The organism is Pseudomonas sp. FW306-02-D09B (assembly GCF_058782685.1).
In genome coordinates this window covers 1-16,531 of record NZ_JBYSXY010000018.1, presented here as the reverse complement: position 1 = coordinate 16,531, position 16,531 = coordinate 1, and the positions used below count along the sequence as shown (strand labels likewise).

16 protein-coding genes are annotated in these 16,531 nt (G+C 58.7%); 11 read left to right on the top strand and 5 right to left on the bottom strand.

What is annotated here, in order from left to right; translation table 11 throughout:
• Window positions 1-85 precede the first annotated feature (85 nt).
• A complete protein-coding gene (locus AC3WK5_RS24470) occupies window positions 86-1,036 on the top strand; it encodes a MerR family transcriptional regulator (protein WP_103315750.1) in 951 nt (316 codons plus the stop codon).
• A gap of 3 nt (window positions 1,037-1,039) precedes the next feature.
• Here AC3WK5_RS24470 and AC3WK5_RS24465 read toward each other — a convergent pair whose 3' ends face one another.
• Window positions 1,040-1,645, bottom strand: a complete 606-nt coding sequence (locus tag AC3WK5_RS24465) for a hypothetical protein (protein WP_054593953.1) — start codon at window positions 1,643-1,645, stop codon at window positions 1,040-1,042.
• A gap of 54 nt (window positions 1,646-1,699) precedes the next feature.
• The gene (locus tag AC3WK5_RS24460) at window positions 1,700-2,173 is read right to left on the bottom strand and encodes a PAS domain-containing protein (RefSeq protein ID WP_103315749.1); all 474 of its coding nucleotides are present in this window, start codon (window positions 2,171-2,173) and stop codon (window positions 1,700-1,702) included.
• A gap of 153 nt (window positions 2,174-2,326) precedes the next feature.
• Between AC3WK5_RS24460 and AC3WK5_RS24455 the strand changes: the two genes are divergently transcribed.
• The 8 genes from AC3WK5_RS24455 to AC3WK5_RS24420 all read left to right on the top strand — a co-directional run bounded on the left by AC3WK5_RS24455 (window position 2,327) and on the right by AC3WK5_RS24420 (window position 11,909).
• Window positions 2,327-2,782, top strand: coding sequence for a flavodoxin (locus tag AC3WK5_RS24455; RefSeq protein WP_103315748.1), 456 nt, complete (start codon window positions 2,327-2,329; stop codon window positions 2,780-2,782).
• Window positions 2,783-2,977: 195 nt separating this feature from the next.
• Complete coding sequence (locus AC3WK5_RS24450; RefSeq protein ID WP_103315747.1) at window positions 2,978-3,760, top strand: class II aldolase/adducin family protein; 783 nt, start codon at window positions 2,978-2,980, stop codon at window positions 3,758-3,760.
• Window positions 3,760-4,662, top strand: a complete 903-nt coding sequence (locus tag AC3WK5_RS24445; RefSeq protein WP_103315746.1) for an alpha/beta fold hydrolase — start codon at window positions 3,760-3,762, stop codon at window positions 4,660-4,662. The genes AC3WK5_RS24450 and AC3WK5_RS24445 overlap by 1 nt, the downstream gene beginning before the upstream one ends.
• Before the next feature lie 199 nt (window positions 4,663-4,861).
• Entirely contained in the window at window positions 4,862-5,437 is a 576-nt protein-coding gene (locus AC3WK5_RS24440; protein ID WP_173860022.1) for an RNA polymerase sigma factor, read from the top strand.
• A complete protein-coding gene (locus tag AC3WK5_RS24435) occupies window positions 5,434-6,423 on the top strand; it encodes a FecR family protein (protein ID WP_103315745.1) in 990 nt (329 codons plus the stop codon). Before AC3WK5_RS24440 ends, AC3WK5_RS24435 begins: the two co-directional genes overlap by 4 nt.
• A gap of 154 nt (window positions 6,424-6,577) precedes the next feature.
• Window positions 6,578-8,278: a bifunctional metallophosphatase/5'-nucleotidase gene (locus AC3WK5_RS24430; protein WP_103315744.1), complete on the top strand. Its 1,701-nt coding sequence runs from the start codon at window positions 6,578-6,580 to the stop codon at window positions 8,276-8,278.
• Between the two features lie 137 nt (window positions 8,279-8,415).
• Entirely contained in the window at window positions 8,416-10,857 is a 2,442-nt protein-coding gene (locus AC3WK5_RS24425) for a TonB-dependent siderophore receptor (protein ID WP_103315743.1), read from the top strand.
• Window positions 10,857-11,909 carry a WD40 repeat domain-containing protein gene (locus tag AC3WK5_RS24420; protein WP_103315742.1) on the top strand — a complete coding sequence of 351 codons (1,053 nt, stop codon included), beginning with the start codon at window positions 10,857-10,859 and terminating at the stop codon, window positions 11,907-11,909. Before AC3WK5_RS24425 ends, AC3WK5_RS24420 begins: the two co-directional genes overlap by 1 nt.
• A 21-nt stretch (window positions 11,910-11,930) precedes the next feature.
• Here the strand turns inward: AC3WK5_RS24420 and AC3WK5_RS24415 are convergent, their stop codons facing one another.
• Window positions 11,931-12,806, bottom strand: a complete 876-nt coding sequence (locus AC3WK5_RS24415) for a helix-turn-helix domain-containing protein (protein ID WP_103315741.1) — start codon at window positions 12,804-12,806, stop codon at window positions 11,931-11,933.
• 139 nt (window positions 12,807-12,945) lie between these two features.
• Here AC3WK5_RS24415 and AC3WK5_RS24410 point away from each other — a divergent pair, with 139 nt between their 5' ends.
• Window positions 12,946-13,848: a DMT family transporter gene (locus AC3WK5_RS24410; protein ID WP_103315740.1), complete on the top strand. Its 903-nt coding sequence runs from the start codon at window positions 12,946-12,948 to the stop codon at window positions 13,846-13,848.
• A 48-nt stretch (window positions 13,849-13,896) separates the two neighbouring features.
• Here AC3WK5_RS24410 and AC3WK5_RS24405 read toward each other — a convergent pair whose 3' ends face one another.
• Window positions 13,897-14,406, bottom strand: a complete 510-nt coding sequence (locus tag AC3WK5_RS24405) for a DUF2165 family protein (protein WP_103315739.1) — start codon at window positions 14,404-14,406, stop codon at window positions 13,897-13,899.
• A 248-nt stretch (window positions 14,407-14,654) separates the two neighbouring features.
• Between AC3WK5_RS24405 and AC3WK5_RS24400 the strand changes: the two genes are divergently transcribed.
• Window positions 14,655-15,047: a hypothetical protein gene (locus AC3WK5_RS24400; RefSeq protein WP_103315738.1), complete on the top strand. Its 393-nt coding sequence runs from the start codon at window positions 14,655-14,657 to the stop codon at window positions 15,045-15,047.
• 60 nt (window positions 15,048-15,107) lie between these two features.
• On the opposite strand, the gene AC3WK5_RS24395 is transcribed toward AC3WK5_RS24400, so the two are convergent.
• Window positions 15,108-16,082, bottom strand: coding sequence for a 2-hydroxyacid dehydrogenase (locus tag AC3WK5_RS24395; RefSeq protein ID WP_103315737.1), 975 nt, complete (start codon window positions 16,080-16,082; stop codon window positions 15,108-15,110).
• Between the last annotated feature and the right edge of the window lie 449 nt (window positions 16,083-16,531).

Here is a 16,531-nt window from a genome sequence, read left to right as displayed (position 1 = left end):
AAGATGTTGGTCGAATAAGCCCCTCTTGAATGTAGAAGACCGATCAGGGCTAAATGGGATCCAATCTGACACGGACGTCCTAGTAATGGCTATTATCGCTATGCCTCACCCGCCTCCGCTCTTGATAAAGCAGGAGCAGCTGTTCCCTATTCGTGAAGTGTCACGCCTGACGGGCGTCAACCCGGTGACCTTGCGTGCCTGGGAGCGGCGCTATGGTTTGATTCAACCAGCACGCACCGAAAGTGGGCATCGGCTGTACTCCATGACCGATATTGAACGGGTTCAGAGCATTCTTGGCTGGATCGGACGGGGCGTGGCAGTCAGCAAGGTGGGCAGGATTCTGGCGAAGATCAGCGAAGTCCAAGCATCGCCCAGTATCATTGCGGACGAGTCAGTTCAGGCTGACTATGTTCAGTGGCAAACACAGATCAAAGCGGCGCTCAATCATTTCGACGATGTGGAATTGGGGCGGATTTATGGGCAGGTATTTTCTACGTATTCCCTGACCGTGGTGTTCCAGCACATTTTGATGCCGCTGTGGATACAGTTACTCCAGCAACACGACCAGTTCGGAGAAACCAGTGAGTGGGTGATGCTGGACGGGTTTCTACGTACCAGGGTTCTTCAGCGGTTATTTTTGTTGCGGGGGACGCAGCCGTTGCGGGTAGTCGTTTCTGCTATTGATGGGCAGTGCCGCAAGCTTGAGTTGCTCTTGGCGGCTTTGTATATGGGCAGTGCGCAGGTGGGAATCAGGCTGTTGGCACTGGGGCAGCCCTTTGATGAACTGACTCTGGTCTGTGAAAAGATCAAGCCGCACGCGCTGGTACTGTTCTCCAATCAATCGCCTACACCTGACTTTATCCGTCGTCTGAATCGCTTGGCGATGGGCCTGGATTGCCGTCTGATGCTCGCTGGTGATTCGGCGGATCTGGCACAGGAGAGCGTGGTCGGATCGTCGATTGGCTGTATTGGAAGTGAAGGGGGACTGATGCAGCAACGTTTGCAGCAGTTCCTCGCGGGAACGCTCGATACCTGAGGCTCAGATGTGCAGCGCGGGATGTGTCAGGCGATGCTGCTGGAGAATGTACTGACGCAGGCGTTCGGTTTCATCCTTGTCGCTTTGGTTGAGCCGATAGGCGTAATAGCCCTGTTCGGTTTCTCGCTCGAAAGCCCCGCGCAATGCAATGCGTTCGTAGCCTGAAGGGCTGAACCACAGTGCGAAACTTTTCGGTGGCTTGGTACGGTTGCGTACCTCCAGCAAGACTCCCTTGAACGACACTTCGTGCACCCATAGCGTGCCGGGTTGGCCTTTGGCGTTCTCCAGGGCTACGGGTTCTTCAAGCGCCAGGCGCCAGGGGCGAACCATCGGTCCGTCCTCGTAGATGCTCGGTACGCCCAGGCGCAAATGCAGCGCATGAAACTCATCCTCCACCAGGTGCAGAGGAAAGGTCATTTGCTGATTTTCGAAGTGTGCCTGGATGGTGACCTGCTCGTTGGCCGCCAGGCGTGTCAATAAATCGCGGATTTGCGAGCCCCCATTCACCAGCAGGCTCGACGTCGCATCGCGAACATTGAGCTGCGGGTTGTGCTGCATGGTCTGGATGAAATCCAGTTCATCCTGAGTCAGGAGGGTATCGCGATGCATGGTTGGCTCGAAAGAAGTAATTACAAAGTCACTGGTGATTGTAGTTAATGACCATTAATTCGACAGCTGGTTTTGACCGTTTGTCGCTTTGAGTGCCTGTAGTTCCGCTTGAACTTCGGCTAGTTGGGCTTCCAGTTGGTTAACCCGTTGTTGCGTCTTGACCTGAATGGTGACGTCTTTCTGCACGCCGATAAAGTAAGTCTGTTTGTCATTTTCGTTGTAGACGGTTGAAAGCGACAGCTCATTCCAGAAGTGTGTGCCGTCCTTGCGATAGTTGCGCAGTATTTCCCGGCAGGATTTTCCACCCTTCAACGTTTCACGGATCAGGCTGAGTGCAGCCTGGTCGCGGTCCCCGGACTGGAGAAAGCGACAGTCCTGATACAGGATTTCTTCAGCGCTATAGCCGGTCAGTTTTTCGAAGGCGGGGTTAACGTAGATCAGGATGTTGTCTTCGCCTTCCCTTTCCGCGATGACGATTCCATCGTTCGAAGCGTTGATTGCCAATTGCATCAGTTGGGCATTGATCATCAGAGAATCCTTTCTGCATCGAATGACGAGATGCATTCTATGACATGGTTGTGGACTGTCCACTGGCCACCAGACCTAATTGCGAGGCAATCGCAGCTTTTTTGCCTCAGCTGTTAATATCCGGGTCTTTTACTCTGCTTCAGGATCAGATTGATGAAAGTCGCCATTCTTTCCGGCTCGGTGTACGGCACGGCTGAAGAAGTCGCCCGGCATGCGGCCATCCTTCTCAAGGCTGCAGGTTTTGAAACCTGGCACAACCCGCGTGCAACCCTGGCCGATGTCCAGGCATTCGCTCCCGAAGCCTTCCTGGTCGTAACCTCGACCACGGGTATGGGCGAGTTGCCGGACAACCTGCAACCGCTGTATTCGATGATTCGCGATCAACTGCCCGCTGCCTGGCGCGGTTTGCCGGGAGCGGTGATTGGCCTGGGGGATGCCAGCTACGGCGATACTTTCTGTGGTGGCGGTGAACAAATGCGTGAGCTGTTCGGTGAATTGGGCGTGCGCGAAGTGCTGCCCATGCTGCGCCTGGACGCCAGCGAAAGCGTGACCCCGGAAACTGACGCCGAACCTTGGCTGGCGGAACTGATCAGCGCGCTACGCGGCTGACCGCACACATGCACCTGTTTGCGACGCCGCTAATAATCCGGGTGTTGTGACATCGCTCACGTCTATTAGCAGCCGAAGGCTTGCTGACTCGTTGGGTCAGTAAGCTGGCTGCGAATGCAACTACACGAACCCCGACAGCTGACTAGACTGCATTTACCCCTACGAAATTAATAATAAGAACCAGAGGTCCTTGCCGTGAGCGTAACCCCCGTTCAATCGACATCCGATGTGCAAGACCAGGTTAGCGCCGCCGAGTGGCAAACTCGTGTCGATCTGGCGGCCTGCTATCGGCTGGTGGCGCTGCAGGGGTGGGACGATCTGATCTTTACCCACATCTCCGCCAAAGTGCCGGGGACTGAAGATTTTTTGATCAATCCGTTCGGAATGATGTTTCACGAAATTACCGCGTCGAGCCTGGTGAAAGTCGATCAGGCCGGCAATAAGCTGATGGACAGCCCCTACGAGATCAATCCCGCCGGATACACCATTCACAGCGCCGTGCATGAGGTGCGTCACGACGTGGTGTGCGTGCTGCATACCCACACGGCGGCCGGTGTGGCGGTTTCCGCGCAGAAGCAGGGCGTATTGCCCATCAGCCAGCAATCACTGTTTGTGCTCTCCAGCCTGGCGTATCACGCCTATGAAGGTGTCGCACTCAACCACGACGAAAAGGCGCGCCTGCAAGCCGACCTCGGTGAAAACAGTTTTCTGATGTTGCACAACCACGGGCTACTGACCTGTGGCAGCAGCATTGCCGATACCTTCTTGATGATGTTCACCTTCCAGCGTGCTTGCGAGATCCAGGTGCTGGCGCAGAACGGCGGGGCTGAACTGATTGCCATCGAACCGCAGATCCTTGCAGGCGCCAAGGCGATGATTGCCGGCGTGACCAAAAGTGCTCAAGGGATGGGCGGCGCGCTGGCCTGGCCGGCGCTGCTGCGTAAACTCGATCAACAAGCTCCGGGTTTCAGACTCTAATGCCACTCTCCGAGATCCCTCTGTGCGTCTGGCGCAAACGCGGACAGAGCTTTGTGTTCCGTGGCCAGACCATTCGCTATTGGGTGGCCGGGCAAGGTGAGCCCTTGTTGCTGATCCATGGATTCCCCACCGCCAGTTGGGACTGGCATTACCTTTGGCAACCCTTGACCCAGCGGTATCGGGTGATCGCCTGCGACATGCTCGGTTTTGGCGACTCGGCCAAGCCACTGGACCATGAATATTGCCTGTTGGAGCAGGCCGATTTGCAGCAGGCACTGCTGGACTATCTGGGTGTCCGGCAGCCTGTGCACCTGCTGGCGCATGATTACGGTGACAGCGTGGCTCAGGAGTTGTTGGCCCGACATAATGAGGCGCGTGTCGAGATTGGCAGTTGTGTGTTCCTCAACGGTGGCCTGTTTCCCGAAACCCATCAGCCGGTGTTGATGCAAAAACTGTTGCTCAGTCCGTTGGGCTGGATGATCGGACGGGCGTTCAGTCGGGATGGGCTGGTCAAGAGTTTCCGGCAGATCTTTGGTCCCCGGACCCGTCCAAGTGAAAGCGAACTGGATGATTTCTGGAGCCTGATCGACAACAACCGTGGCACGCGGATCATGCACAAGCTGATCAACTATATCCCGCAACGCCGCATACAGCGGGACAGATGGGTCAAGGCCATGCAAGCGGGCACCGTTGCGATGCGGGTGATCGATGGCGAAGTCGACCCGGTGTCCGGTGCCCACATGGTCGAACGCTACCGCCAGTTGATCCCCAATCCGGACACGGTATTGCTACGCGGAATCGGTCATTACCCGCAAATCGAGGCGCCGATCCAGGTGCTCAAGCACTACCTGGCGTTTCGTGACCAGCTGGATCCCCCCGCGTTGAAAACCGCCTGTTCCTGACCCCGCGTCTCGACCCTTGTTGTCACCCATCACACGGGAGCAGCCTGGTTCCCGCGTCGCAAATCACTGCATTCGCCAATCAGCTCAGACCGACTGAGTAGCGGGCTCTGATCAGAGTCTTTTGCACATGAGAATATTTATCATTAATATTGGCACACCGTTGACCCTGCGTAGGGCATGGACCACGTTGAGTCGGCCTTTGATGATCAATACTCCACCCGAATCCCAGAACATCGACGGCTCCGACAGCCCGGACAGTCGCGCGTATTTTCTGAGGGTATTCTTGTCCCAGCGGCCGCAAATGGAAGCGTTGGTCAGTCGGCGCGTGGGTTGTCGGGCGACGGCTGCCGATCTGGTGCAGGACCTGTTTCTACGTTTCTGGCGCCGACCATTGGTGCAAGTCGAAGAACTCAGCACGTACCTGTTGCGCTGCGCCGGCAACATTGCTATCGACCATCTACGTAGCGAAGGCGCGCGGGTGCGACTCAACGAAGGCTGGCTGCCGGAGCAACAGCACAACCTCAGCGTCGAGCCGCAAGCGGCGCTGGAAGCTGGCAATGACCTGCGCCATGTCGAGGCGGCGTTGCGCGGTTTGCCCGAACGTACCCGGCAGATTTTTCTGCTCAACCGCATCCACGGGCGCAAGTACGCCGAAATCGCCAAGGCCATGGGGCTTTCCCAAAGTGCCGTTGAAAAACATATGATGCGCGCCCTCGAAGCCTGCAAGGCCAGTCTGCGAGAACCTGAATCACGCACGCCAGGGACAGCCCCGTGAATCACACCGTCAATGTCACTCCGACGCCGGCTCAGGAGCAGGCCGCGCTGGCCTGGCTGAGCCTGTTGCACGACCAACCGAGCAGCGGCGATCACGCCACGTTCAGCCGCTGGTTGCAGGCCGATCCGGCGCATGCCGAAGCCTACGCCCGGGCGCAAGTAGTCTGGGAAATGAGCGAAGTGCCGGCCCGCACCCTGGCCGACGAAGATGCCGTTGCCTTGCAGGGTTATCTCAATGCGATGCAGCGCTCCAGGCGTTCCGGCGTGCGGCGCTGGTCTGGCGGTTTGGCCATGGCCGGCTGCTTGCTGCTGATGGTTTCGATAGGCGCCGGCTGGCAGCCCTCGCGTTGGTTCGATGATTTAACGGCGGACTACGTCTCGGCACCGGGTGAAGTGCGCAACGTGACCTTGGCCGATCAATCCCGAGTCATCCTCGATGCCGACAGCGCCATTGCCGTGGATTTCAGCCACGGTGAGCGGCATGTTCGGCTGCGCCGCGGTGCGGCCTTTTTCAACGTGAGCCATACCGGCGAGCCCTTTGTGGTCGATGCCGAAAAAGGCGAGGCGCGGGTCCTCGGCACGCAGTTTGAAGTGCGCTTGCAACCGGCGGGCGCGCAGGTGACGGTACTTTCTGGACGCGTCGGTGTGACGCCGACCAAGGGCGCCGAGCAGCAGGTGCTGACGGCCGGCGAGCAAGTGGCTTTTGGCGCCGGCACCGCGGCAAAACTCCACGCGGTCGACAGCGAAGCGCAACTGGCCTGGCGTCAGGGCTGGCTCAATTACTACAAGTCACCCTTGGCCGATGTGGTGAAAGACCTTGGCCGGCATTACCCGGGACGGATCATCGTGCTCAACGACGACCTTGCCGCACGACGGATCAGTGGCAGCTTTCCAAGCAAAGACCCGCAAGCGGTGCTCGATTCCCTGCAAGGGGTGTTGGGGTTCGAGCAGCACAATCTGTTGGGACGGATGATCATTTTGCGCTGAGGGGCGAGCGTATTACCGACCACCTGAAAATCCTCCTGCTGCGTGCAGGGATGGGTACTACGCTAAAGCAGGTTGAAGTGCCGCAAGCGATACACGGCCAACTGCAATCGGCCTGATCTCCTGCGGATTTCGATTAGCGAACAAGGATGACCCCATGACACATCATTCCCTGCCAAGGCTTCTCAGTGCAGTCGCCCTGGCTGTCGCCGCGCTGGGCGGTTGCGCCCATGTTCAGCCACCAGCTCAACCGGTTGCCGTGAACATCGTGGCAATCAACGACCTGCACGGTTACTTGCAGGCCAATCCGTATTCGGTTCGTGACAGCGCGGCCGCTGACGGTGTGCGCATGCTCAAGGCCGGGGGCATTGCGACCCTCGGCGGGATGCTGACGCAACTGCGCAAGGACGATCCACAGCTGTTGTTCATCGGTGCCGGTGACCTGGTGGGTGGCAGTCCGCCGCTGTCGGCGATGTGGGCCGACGAACCGACGCTCGAAGCGCTGCGGTACATGGACATGAAACTCAGCGCCATTGGCAATCATGAGCTGGACAACGGTAAGGCGGAGTTCCTGCGCCAGCTCAATGGAGGCTGCGAATCGAATCGTCCGACCAAGGCCTGCCAGTTTCGCGCCCGCTATCCCGGCAGTGGATTCCCGTACCTGGCGGCGAACCTGATCGACACCGATACCGGCAAAACCCTGTTGCCGCCGTACCGCATCGAAGAGGTCAAAGGCCAGAAGATCGCCTTTGTCGGTGCGGTCCTGCGTGATGTTGCCTCCGTGGTCAGCGCCAAGGGCATGCAGGGTTTGCGTACCGAGGACGAAGCCGAGTCGATCAATCGGCTGATCCCGGAGCTCAACCGCCAGGGCGTCAATGCGATTGTCGCGGTGGTGCACCAGGGCGGCTCAACCCCCGAACCCTACGACAAACAGGACTGCAGCCAACTGAGCGGCGATATCGTTGATGTAGCCAAGCGTCTTGATCCGGCAGTCGATGTGTTGATCAGCGGGCATTCCCATAAGGGTTATCTGTGCAAGGTCGGTCCTCTGCTGGTGACTCAGGGCAGTTCGTACGGGCATCTGATGACTCGCCTGACGCTCGACGTGACTCCCGGTCAGCATCGGGTCACGGGCATTCACGCGACTAACCTGCTGGCCGATCCGGCGCAGTATCCAGCCGATCCACAGATGCTTGCCTTGCAGCGGGAAGTTGAAGCACGCAGCAATAACGTGCTGCTCAAACCGGTCGGCGCCATCGCGGCTTCACCGATCACTCGACGTGCCAATGCGGCGGGGGAGACGCCGTTGGGTGACTTGATCGCCGACGCTCAACTGGCGGCTGGCGCGGCGCATGGCGCGCAGATCGCCTTTATGAACAGGGGCGGCATTCGTGGCGACCTGGCCCTGGAGCCAGGTCTCAAACGCCTGAATTATGGGCAGGTGGCGACGGTGCAGCCGTTTAACAACACCCTGATCGCCTTCGACCTGAAGGGGCGGCAACTCGAACAATTGCTCAATCAGCAATGGAAGGCCGAAGGCAATTTTGATGCGCTGCAGGTTTCCAGGGGCTTCAGTTATCGCTGGGACTCTACGCGCCCGTTGGGGAGTCGGGTGATCCCCGGCAGTGTTCGTCTCAACGGTAAGCCAGTGCAGCCTGAGCGCAATTATCGACTGGTGGTGAACGGCTTTCTGGCCGACGGTGGCGATCGCTTCAGTCTTTTCAAACAGGGCATCAACCGTAGCGATTTGGAAGTGACGGACCTGGATAGCCTGATCGATTACTTGCACCGCATGGATCAACAAGGCAAACCCGTTGGTTCTGCGAAGAGTGCAGGGCGCATCGTGAAGGTGAAATAGCGCGGCATGTCTGGTTGTGTAAGGGGCTTTGAAACTATTTTCAATTTTCATGTGAGGTAAACCCGAGTGACATTCGTGTAGTGGTGAAAGTGCGATTCATTCGCATCCGCAGCATTTCTACACACAGGTCACGAGCAATGAAGTCCAGGGCAAAATCGGCGGCAGGCGGTTCGGTTAAACAGTGGTTTGGTGCTTCTGCGCTAGCCGTTTCGGTGTTGGCCTTGTTGCCGTTGAGCGTGGCGTGCGCTGCGCAGTCCAGTGAGCAACACCGCGCGCTGTTCAGCTTCAACATTGCCAGCAAACCCTTGCCCCAGGCGTTGAGCGACTTCAGCCGGGTCACCGGCATCAGCGTGGTTTACACCGATGAAGCGCCCTACGGTCTCAGTGCACCGGCCATCAAGGGCGAGATGAGCGCCGAGCAAGCCATGCAACGCTTGCTGAGCAAATCCGGTTTCACCTTTCGCCAGACCGACGCCCACACGCTGGCCCTTGAACCACAGCCCACCGAAGGCGCGCTGAATCTCGGTGCAACCACCATCACCTCGGCGGTTGAGCAACCGATGAGCTATCAGCCGCCGTCCACCACCTCCGTGGCACGTTCATCGGCCTCGCTCCAGGAAATCCCCCAGACCATCAACGTGATCCCGGCTCAGGTGTTGCGTGACCAGCTGCCGCGCAACCTCGACGATGCGTTGGCCAATGTCAGCGGCATTACCCAAGGCAACACGCTGGGGAGTACTCAGGATTCGGTGATGACTCGCGGTTTCGGTGACAACCGCAACGGCTCGATCATGCGCGATGGCATGCCGCTGGTGCAGGGCCGTGGCCTGAACGCCTCGGTGGATCGGGTTGAAGTCCTGAAGGGGCCGGCCTCGTTGCTCTATGGCATCCAGGACCCGGGCGGCGTGGTGAACATGGTCAGCAAGAAGCCCGAATTGCAGCCATACAACGCCTTGACCGTGCGTGGCTCGAGCTATGGCAACGGCAAGAACGGCAGCGGTGGCAGCCTCGACAGCACCGGGCCACTGGGCGACTCCGGACTGGCTTACCGAATGGTGCTGGACCACGAAGATGAAGACTACTGGCGCAATTTCGGCACGCATCGCGAGACGTTGATCGCGCCGTCCCTGGCCTGGTTCGGCGAGAGCACCAAGCTGTTGTTTGCCTACGAGCACCGCGAGTTTCTTGCACCGTTCGACCGTGGCACAGCCATTGACCCGCGCACCAATCATCCGTTGGACATCCCGCGTGGCCGGCGTCTCGACGAGCCGTTCAACAATATGGAAGGCCGTTCGGACCTGTACCATTTCGAAGCCGACCACGAGCTCAATGACAACTGGAAAGCCCACTTCGGCTACAGCTGGAACCGCGAAACCTACGACGCCAGCCAGGTTCGCATCACCGCCATCGACCCGAAAAAAGGTACGCTGACCCGTAGCATGGACGGCACCCAGGGCGCCCTGACCACCGACCGTTTCACCACCGCCAGCCTCGAAGGCAAGGTCGATGTCGCCGGCATGCAACACGATCTGGTGTTCGGTGTGGATGATGAATACCGCAAGATCTACCGCGCCGACCTGATCCGGCAGAAGAGCCGGTTCCCGTCCTTCAGCTATCTGGACCCGGTCTACGGCCGTGAAGTGGCAGGCACCACGGTCAGCGCAGCGGACAGCAATCAGACCGATCTGCTGCGCAGCGATTCGGTGTTCCTGCAGGACTCGATCCACCTGAACGACCAGTGGATTCTGGTGGCTGGCGGACGTTTCCAGGAGTACGACCAGTACGCCGGCAAGGGCCGTCCGTTCAAGGCCAACACCGACAGCAACGGTCAGAAATGGGTGCCGCGTGCCGGCCTGGTGTATCGCTATACCGACGAGTTGTCGTTCTACGGCAGCTACACCGAATCCTTCAAACCGAACTCGACCATCGCACCATTGAGCGGCAGCTCGATCGTTCTTGATGGCAGCATTGCACCGGAAGAAGCCAGGTCGTGGGAACTGGGGGCCAAGCTCGACATGCCGGGTCGCGTGACCGGCAATATTGCGCTGTTCGACATCAAGAAACGCAACGTGCTGGTGTCCAACTCCGAGAACCCGCTGGTCACCACTTACAGTGCAGCCGGTGAAGTGCGTTCCCGTGGCCTGGAAGTGGACCTGACCGGTCAGTTGAGCGACCGCTGGAGCATGATCGGCAGCTACGCCTACACCGACGCCGAGGTCACCGAAGATCCCACCTACAAAGGCAAGCGACTGCAAAACGTGGCGAAAAATACCGGCTCGCTGTCGGCAGTCTATGACTTCGGCACCATCGTCGGTGGCGACCAGTTGCGGGTCGGCGCAGGCGCCCGGTATGTCGGCGAGCGGGCCGGTAACGCGGTGAACGACTTCGACCTGCCGAGCTATACCGTGGCCGATGCCTTCGCCACCTACGACACCAAACTCGACGGGCAGAAGGTCAAGTTCCAGCTCAACGTGAAAAACCTCTTCGACCGGACCTACTACACCTCGGCCGTCAACCGGTTCTTTGTGTCGATGGGCGATTCGCGCCAGATCTCGCTGTCCAGCACGTTGGAGTTCTGATGAAAACCTTGATGATTGCCATGTTGGCCCTGGCATTCAGCGGCGCGGCGTCTGCCGCGCCGGCACCGGATGCCCGGGTTTACCATCGCGAGCAGCAGGTGAGCTTGCCCGGCTCGGGAGACAGCTGGGGTTTTGTCGCCCTCGACCCGACGCGGCCTTATCTGTTTTTGGCCCGCCGGGAAAACGGCCTGAGCGTGTTCGATGTCGAGCAGCAACGTCTGCTGAAAACCATCGACGACTCAGCGGGCGCCAACGGCGTGGTGTTCGTGCCGACATTGAACCGGGTGTTTGTGCTCAATACCGACGGCAGCCTGGGCGTGGTCGAGTTGTCCACACTCAAACTGCTCAAGCGCATCCCGGTGGCCCAGAGCAACCTCAACAGCGCGGTGTATGAACCGCGCACGGGTCAGGTGATCATCGTCAGCGGTCGGCGCGCCGATCGTTCGACCTTGTTCGTGTTCGATCCGAAACAAGAGCGCATCAGCGCCGCGCATGAACTGGACGTGAAGAAAATCGACCCGTTGCTGGTCAAGGGCGACGGCAGTTTCTTCCTGCCGATGCGTGATGAGGGCAAGGTCGCTCGTTTCTCGGCGAGCAGTTTTGAAGTCCTCGACACCTGGCAATTCGAAGGCTGCGCGCGACCCAGTGCGCTGGCGCAGGATGCCGAGCGCGGACGTTTGTTCATTGCCTGCCGGGGCGAAAAGCCGCAACTGGTCGTCGCCGATCTTCAGAACGGCGCGTTGAAGGCCCGTCTGCCGATCACCCGTGACGTCAACGCGCTGGTCTATGACGCGGACAACCGGCAGTTGCTGATCCCCAGCGGAGTCGATGCCAACCTGAGCATCGTCCAGCAGCTCGATGCCGATCACTACCAGGCGCAGGCCAGTGTCAGCACCTTGCCGATGGCCTACAACATGGCCTTCGATCCACTCAGTAAAAAGGTTTACCTGCCAGCGATGGACTTCACCCAGCTGGTGCCGAGCAAGGCTGAGCCCAAGCCGGATCCGCTGTTTCACGCCAACACCTTTTCGGTCACCACCCTGGCTCCGTAGGAGCATTGCATCGGGACCGTGTTAACGCAAAAACGCCTGGCGGTATTCGCCGGGCGTGCCCTTCATGGCCTGGCGAAAGCGATTGGTGAAATGGCTGGCGCTGGCAAAGCCGCAGGCCAGCGCGATCTCTCCAAGCGGCTGTGAGCTGTTGCGCAACAAATGTCGGGCGTGAGCCAGGCGGCGGGCCAACAGGTATTGATGCGGCGGCAGGCCGAAGCTTTCGCGAAACATCCGCGCGAAGTGGTACTCCGACAACGCGCACAAACCGGCCAACTGACCAAGGCTGATCGGCTCGGCCAATTGCTGGTCGATGTACTCGATCAGCTGTCGACGCTGATGCGCCGCCAGCCCACCCTTTAGGCGCAAACCCTGTCGCAGGCCGACTTGGCTGAGCAACGTGTGGCTGAGCATTTCGTGTGCGAGGCTGCTGGTCAGCAGGCGTTCGCCGGGCTCGTCCCAGTTCAATTCAATCAACTGACGGAAACGCCGGGCTTGCACCGGGTCTTCGAGAAAGGTGCTTTCCTGCAATTGCAGTTCACGCGGTTCACGGTCGAGCAGGGTGACGCAGCCGAGGGAAAATTGCTCGGGGCTGAAGTACAGGTGAGCCAGGCGGATTCCACCGTTGATCACCCAGGCCGACTGGTGCTCGGCAGGCAGGATGCAGAGTTTGTCCGGGCCGCCCTTGGTGCCGGGCTGCTCGCGGCGAAAGGTCCCGGTGCCACCGGCGATGTAGCAGGAGAGGGTGTGATGACTGGGCGCTTCATAGTCCTGGGCGTCGTGATGATTGCTCCACAGGGCAGCAGCCATGCCGTCACCGAGCTCGGCACTGTGCTCAAGGCGAGCATTCGGCGAGCGGTTGAGGGCTTGAAAGACTTGCAGGGTTTCCAGTGCGGGCATGATCGGCTCTCTCCAACGCCTTGCATCCTACTCCGTCGCCTCGACGCTGCCAGCCCGTCGCCTGACAAAAGCGCAAGTTTATGCAAGCGCACGGCCTGCCTCGAGAACAGACTGAAGGCCATCTTCAGGAGTTGCCGACATGAACCTCTCGCTATACCTGCTCACGGTGCTGATCTGGGGCACCACCTGGATCGCCTTGAAACTGCAACTGGGGGTGGTGGCGATTCCGGTGTCGATCGTTTATCGCTTCGGCCTGGCATCGCTGGTGCTGTTCGTGATGTTACTACTCAGCCGACGCCTGCAAGTGATGAACCGGCGCGGTCATCTGATCTGCCTGGCCCAGGGGTTGTGCTTGTTCTGCATCAATTTCATGTGCTTCCTCACCGCCAGCCAGTGGATTCCCAGCGGTCTGGTCGCCGTGGTGTTCTCCACTGCCACGCTGTGGAATGCGCTGAATGCGCGGGTGTTCTTCGGCCAGAAAGTGGCCCGCAATGTGTTGATGGGCGGCGCGCTGGGGTTGATCGGGCTGGGCTTGTTGTTCTGGCCGGAACTGGTCGGCCATACCGCCAGCCCGCAAACCTTGCTTGGCCTGGCTCTGGCGCTGCTGGGCACGCTGTGCTTCTCGGCCGGCAACATGCTCTCGAGCCTGCAACAGAAAGCCGGCCTCAAGCCACTGACCACCAACGCCTGGGGCATGGCCTATGGCGCCGCGATGCTGTCGATGTACTGCCTGGTCAAAGGTATTCCCTTCGACATTGAATGGAATACTCGTTACATCGGCTCGTTGTTGTACCTGGTGATTCCGGGCTCGGTGATTGGTTTCACCGCGTACCTGACCCTGGTCGGACGCATGGGCCCTGAACGTGCGGCGTATTGCACGGTGCTGTTCCCGGTAGTGGCTTTGAACGTGTCGGCCTTCGCCGAAGGCTATCAATGGACCACGCCGGCTTTGGCCGGGTTGGTACTGGTCATGTTGGGTAACGTGTTGGTGTTTCGCAAACCCAAGGCGCGAGTGACGGTGGGCAGTGGCAAGTTGGCGTGATCGATCAAGTTACACTTTGCCTTATCGGGGTGATCCGTACGATGTGGGTTAATTGTCGGTTTTCAGTGACAGATAAATAAGTGCGGTCATCATGTAACCGATAATGCTTCGGGTCCATGCCATGGCATTCCATTCTGCAGAAGTGTCCATGTCGAACCATTCATTGGCGATCACCTGTATACAGAAGTAATACACGAAAATGCCGATCATCAAACCGACAATTCCGTATTTCTTTGCCTCGTGGAACTCTTTGCGCGGCGCATTGAGTTTTGTGTAAAGCTGATAGGCGCCCAATAAACAGCAGGCGGTGTAGGTTGTCTCCAGGGTGATGATCATCCAGTAGATTCTATGGTGCAGCATGGGGGAAGTGATGGCGCGATAGCGCAGGGTTTCGTTGGGACGGGTTGTATCCATGCTGAGGATATGTCCAACAAATTCGTAGTTGGAGGCGTAGTCAGTCACATTGCTGAATACAATAAGCAGGCCAAATCCTCCTGCCATTAAAACCAGGAGCAACTTACTGCGCCTGATTAAGCAGGCCGTCGTGAAATTTATCATGTTGCGCACTCTCCACATCCGGGGCCTGCACTATGCAGGCTGTCGGGGCATGAGTTTATAACGCAAAAAAAATGCCGGGCAGGGGACTGAATTGCAAGTTGTGTCCTGTCGTAGTTTGAATGCTCGGGTGGTCACAGTTATTTCAGGGGTGTCTACTGTCAACTGTGACAGTAGACACCTGGGGGTGTTCTGTTTAGCGTGGTCTGGCTTCTGGAAGGTGTCTCGATAATGCCTAGGGTGGAGTTGCCATGAATAAAGATCAACTTGCAATCATCGCGAATATTCGTGAGCTTTTAAATAATCAGGATTACTCAAACGAGGCTTTGCCGCCGGCGCCAGTTATCCAGTTGCTGGATGCCAATGGCAAATTGAGTCACGCGTGTGTTTTGAAGGATGGTCTTTGGGTGGATCTTGTTTATGCCGGATTCAAACCCGCCGACAAAATCCTTTTTTATCTGGGGAGCGCCACCCCCGGAATTGTCGATTATGAAGACCGATTTACGCTGAACGAAGAGAAGAAAATCGAGGCGCAGGTGCCTGAAGACACGATCAATCGATTGATTGGCGAAACGGCATTTGCACTGTACTTCGTGAATGAAACGACACCGTCTAATTTCAAGTACTTTGATGTCGTCGAATGACGTGATGCGTTGTCGTAACGAGGGGCAGGGCGCGCTCAGCTGGAACGTGCCCTGTTTCTATCAACCCTTCCACACCTGCGGATTCACCAGATCCTGCGGCCGCTCGCCCAACAACGCGCTGCGCAGGTTGGCCAAGGCGCGGTGGGCCATGGCTTCGCGGGTTTCGTGGGTGGCCGAACCGATGTGCGGCAAGGTCACGGCGTTCTTCAGCTGGAACAGCGGCGACTCGGCCAGCGGTTCCTTCTCGTAGACATCCAGCCCCGCCCCGCGGATCCGGTTGTTCTGCAAGGCCTCGATCAGCGCCGGTTCATCGACCACCGGGCCACGGGAAATATTCACCAGAATCGCGCTCGGCTTCATCAGTGCCAGTTCGCGGTGGCTGATCAGGTGCCGGGTCTTGTCGCTGAGCGGCACTACCAGGCAAACGAAATCGGCTTCGGCCAGCAACTGATCAAGGCTGCGAAACTGCGCGCCGAGCTCCTGTTCAAGCTGGGGCTTACGGCTGTTGCCGCTGTACAGAATCGGCATGTTGAAGCCCAGGCGACCGCGTCGGGCAATGGCCGCGCCAATGTTGCCCATGCCGACGATGCCCAGGGTCTTGCCATGCACGTCGCAACCAAACAGCGGCGCGCCGACCGTGGCCTGCCATTGCCCGGCCTTGGTCCAGGCGTCCAGCTCGGCGACGCGTCGGGCACTACTCATCAGCAAGGCAAAGGCCAGGTCGGCGGTGCTTTCGGTCAGCACGTCCGGGGTGTTGGTGAGCATGATCCCGCGCTCGTTGAAGTAGGCCAGGTCGTAGTTGTCGTAGCCGACCGAGACACTGGACACCACTTCGAGTTTGCTGGCGTTCTCCAATTGGGCTCGACCGAGCTTGCGACCAACGCCGATCAAGCCGTGAGCGTGGGGCAGGGCTTCGTTGAACTGTGCATTGATGTCACCCAGCTTGGGGTTGGGCACGATCACATCGAAGTCGTGTCGCAAGGACTCGACCATTTCGGGCGAGACACGGCTGAAGGCAAGTACGGTCTTTTTCATCGCAGGAAGGCTCGACAGGCGGAGGAGAATGCCAAGCACGCTAACATTCTCTGACGGGTTTTTGCGAGAGCCGCAGGCTGTGGGCGAACACAAACCCTGTGGCGAGGGAGCTTGCTCCCGCTCGGCTGCGTAGCAGTCGTCAGCCTTTCAATCTCGACTTACCTGAATTAGCTCATTGACGCGATTGCGAGCGCTGCGCACTCGAGCGGGAGCAAGCTCCCTCGCCACACTGGATCGGGTCAATCCTTAGGATCAATTGGCCACCCGAGCCCCACCCCGCCCCGCTCAACTCATACGCCGCCATGCGAGAGCCGCAGGCTGTGGGCGAACACAAACCCTGTGGCGAGGGAGCTTGCTCCCGCTCGGCTGCGCAGCAGTCGTCAGCCTTTCAATCTCGACTTACCTGAATTAGCTCATTGACGCGATTGCGAGCGCTGCGCACTCGAGCG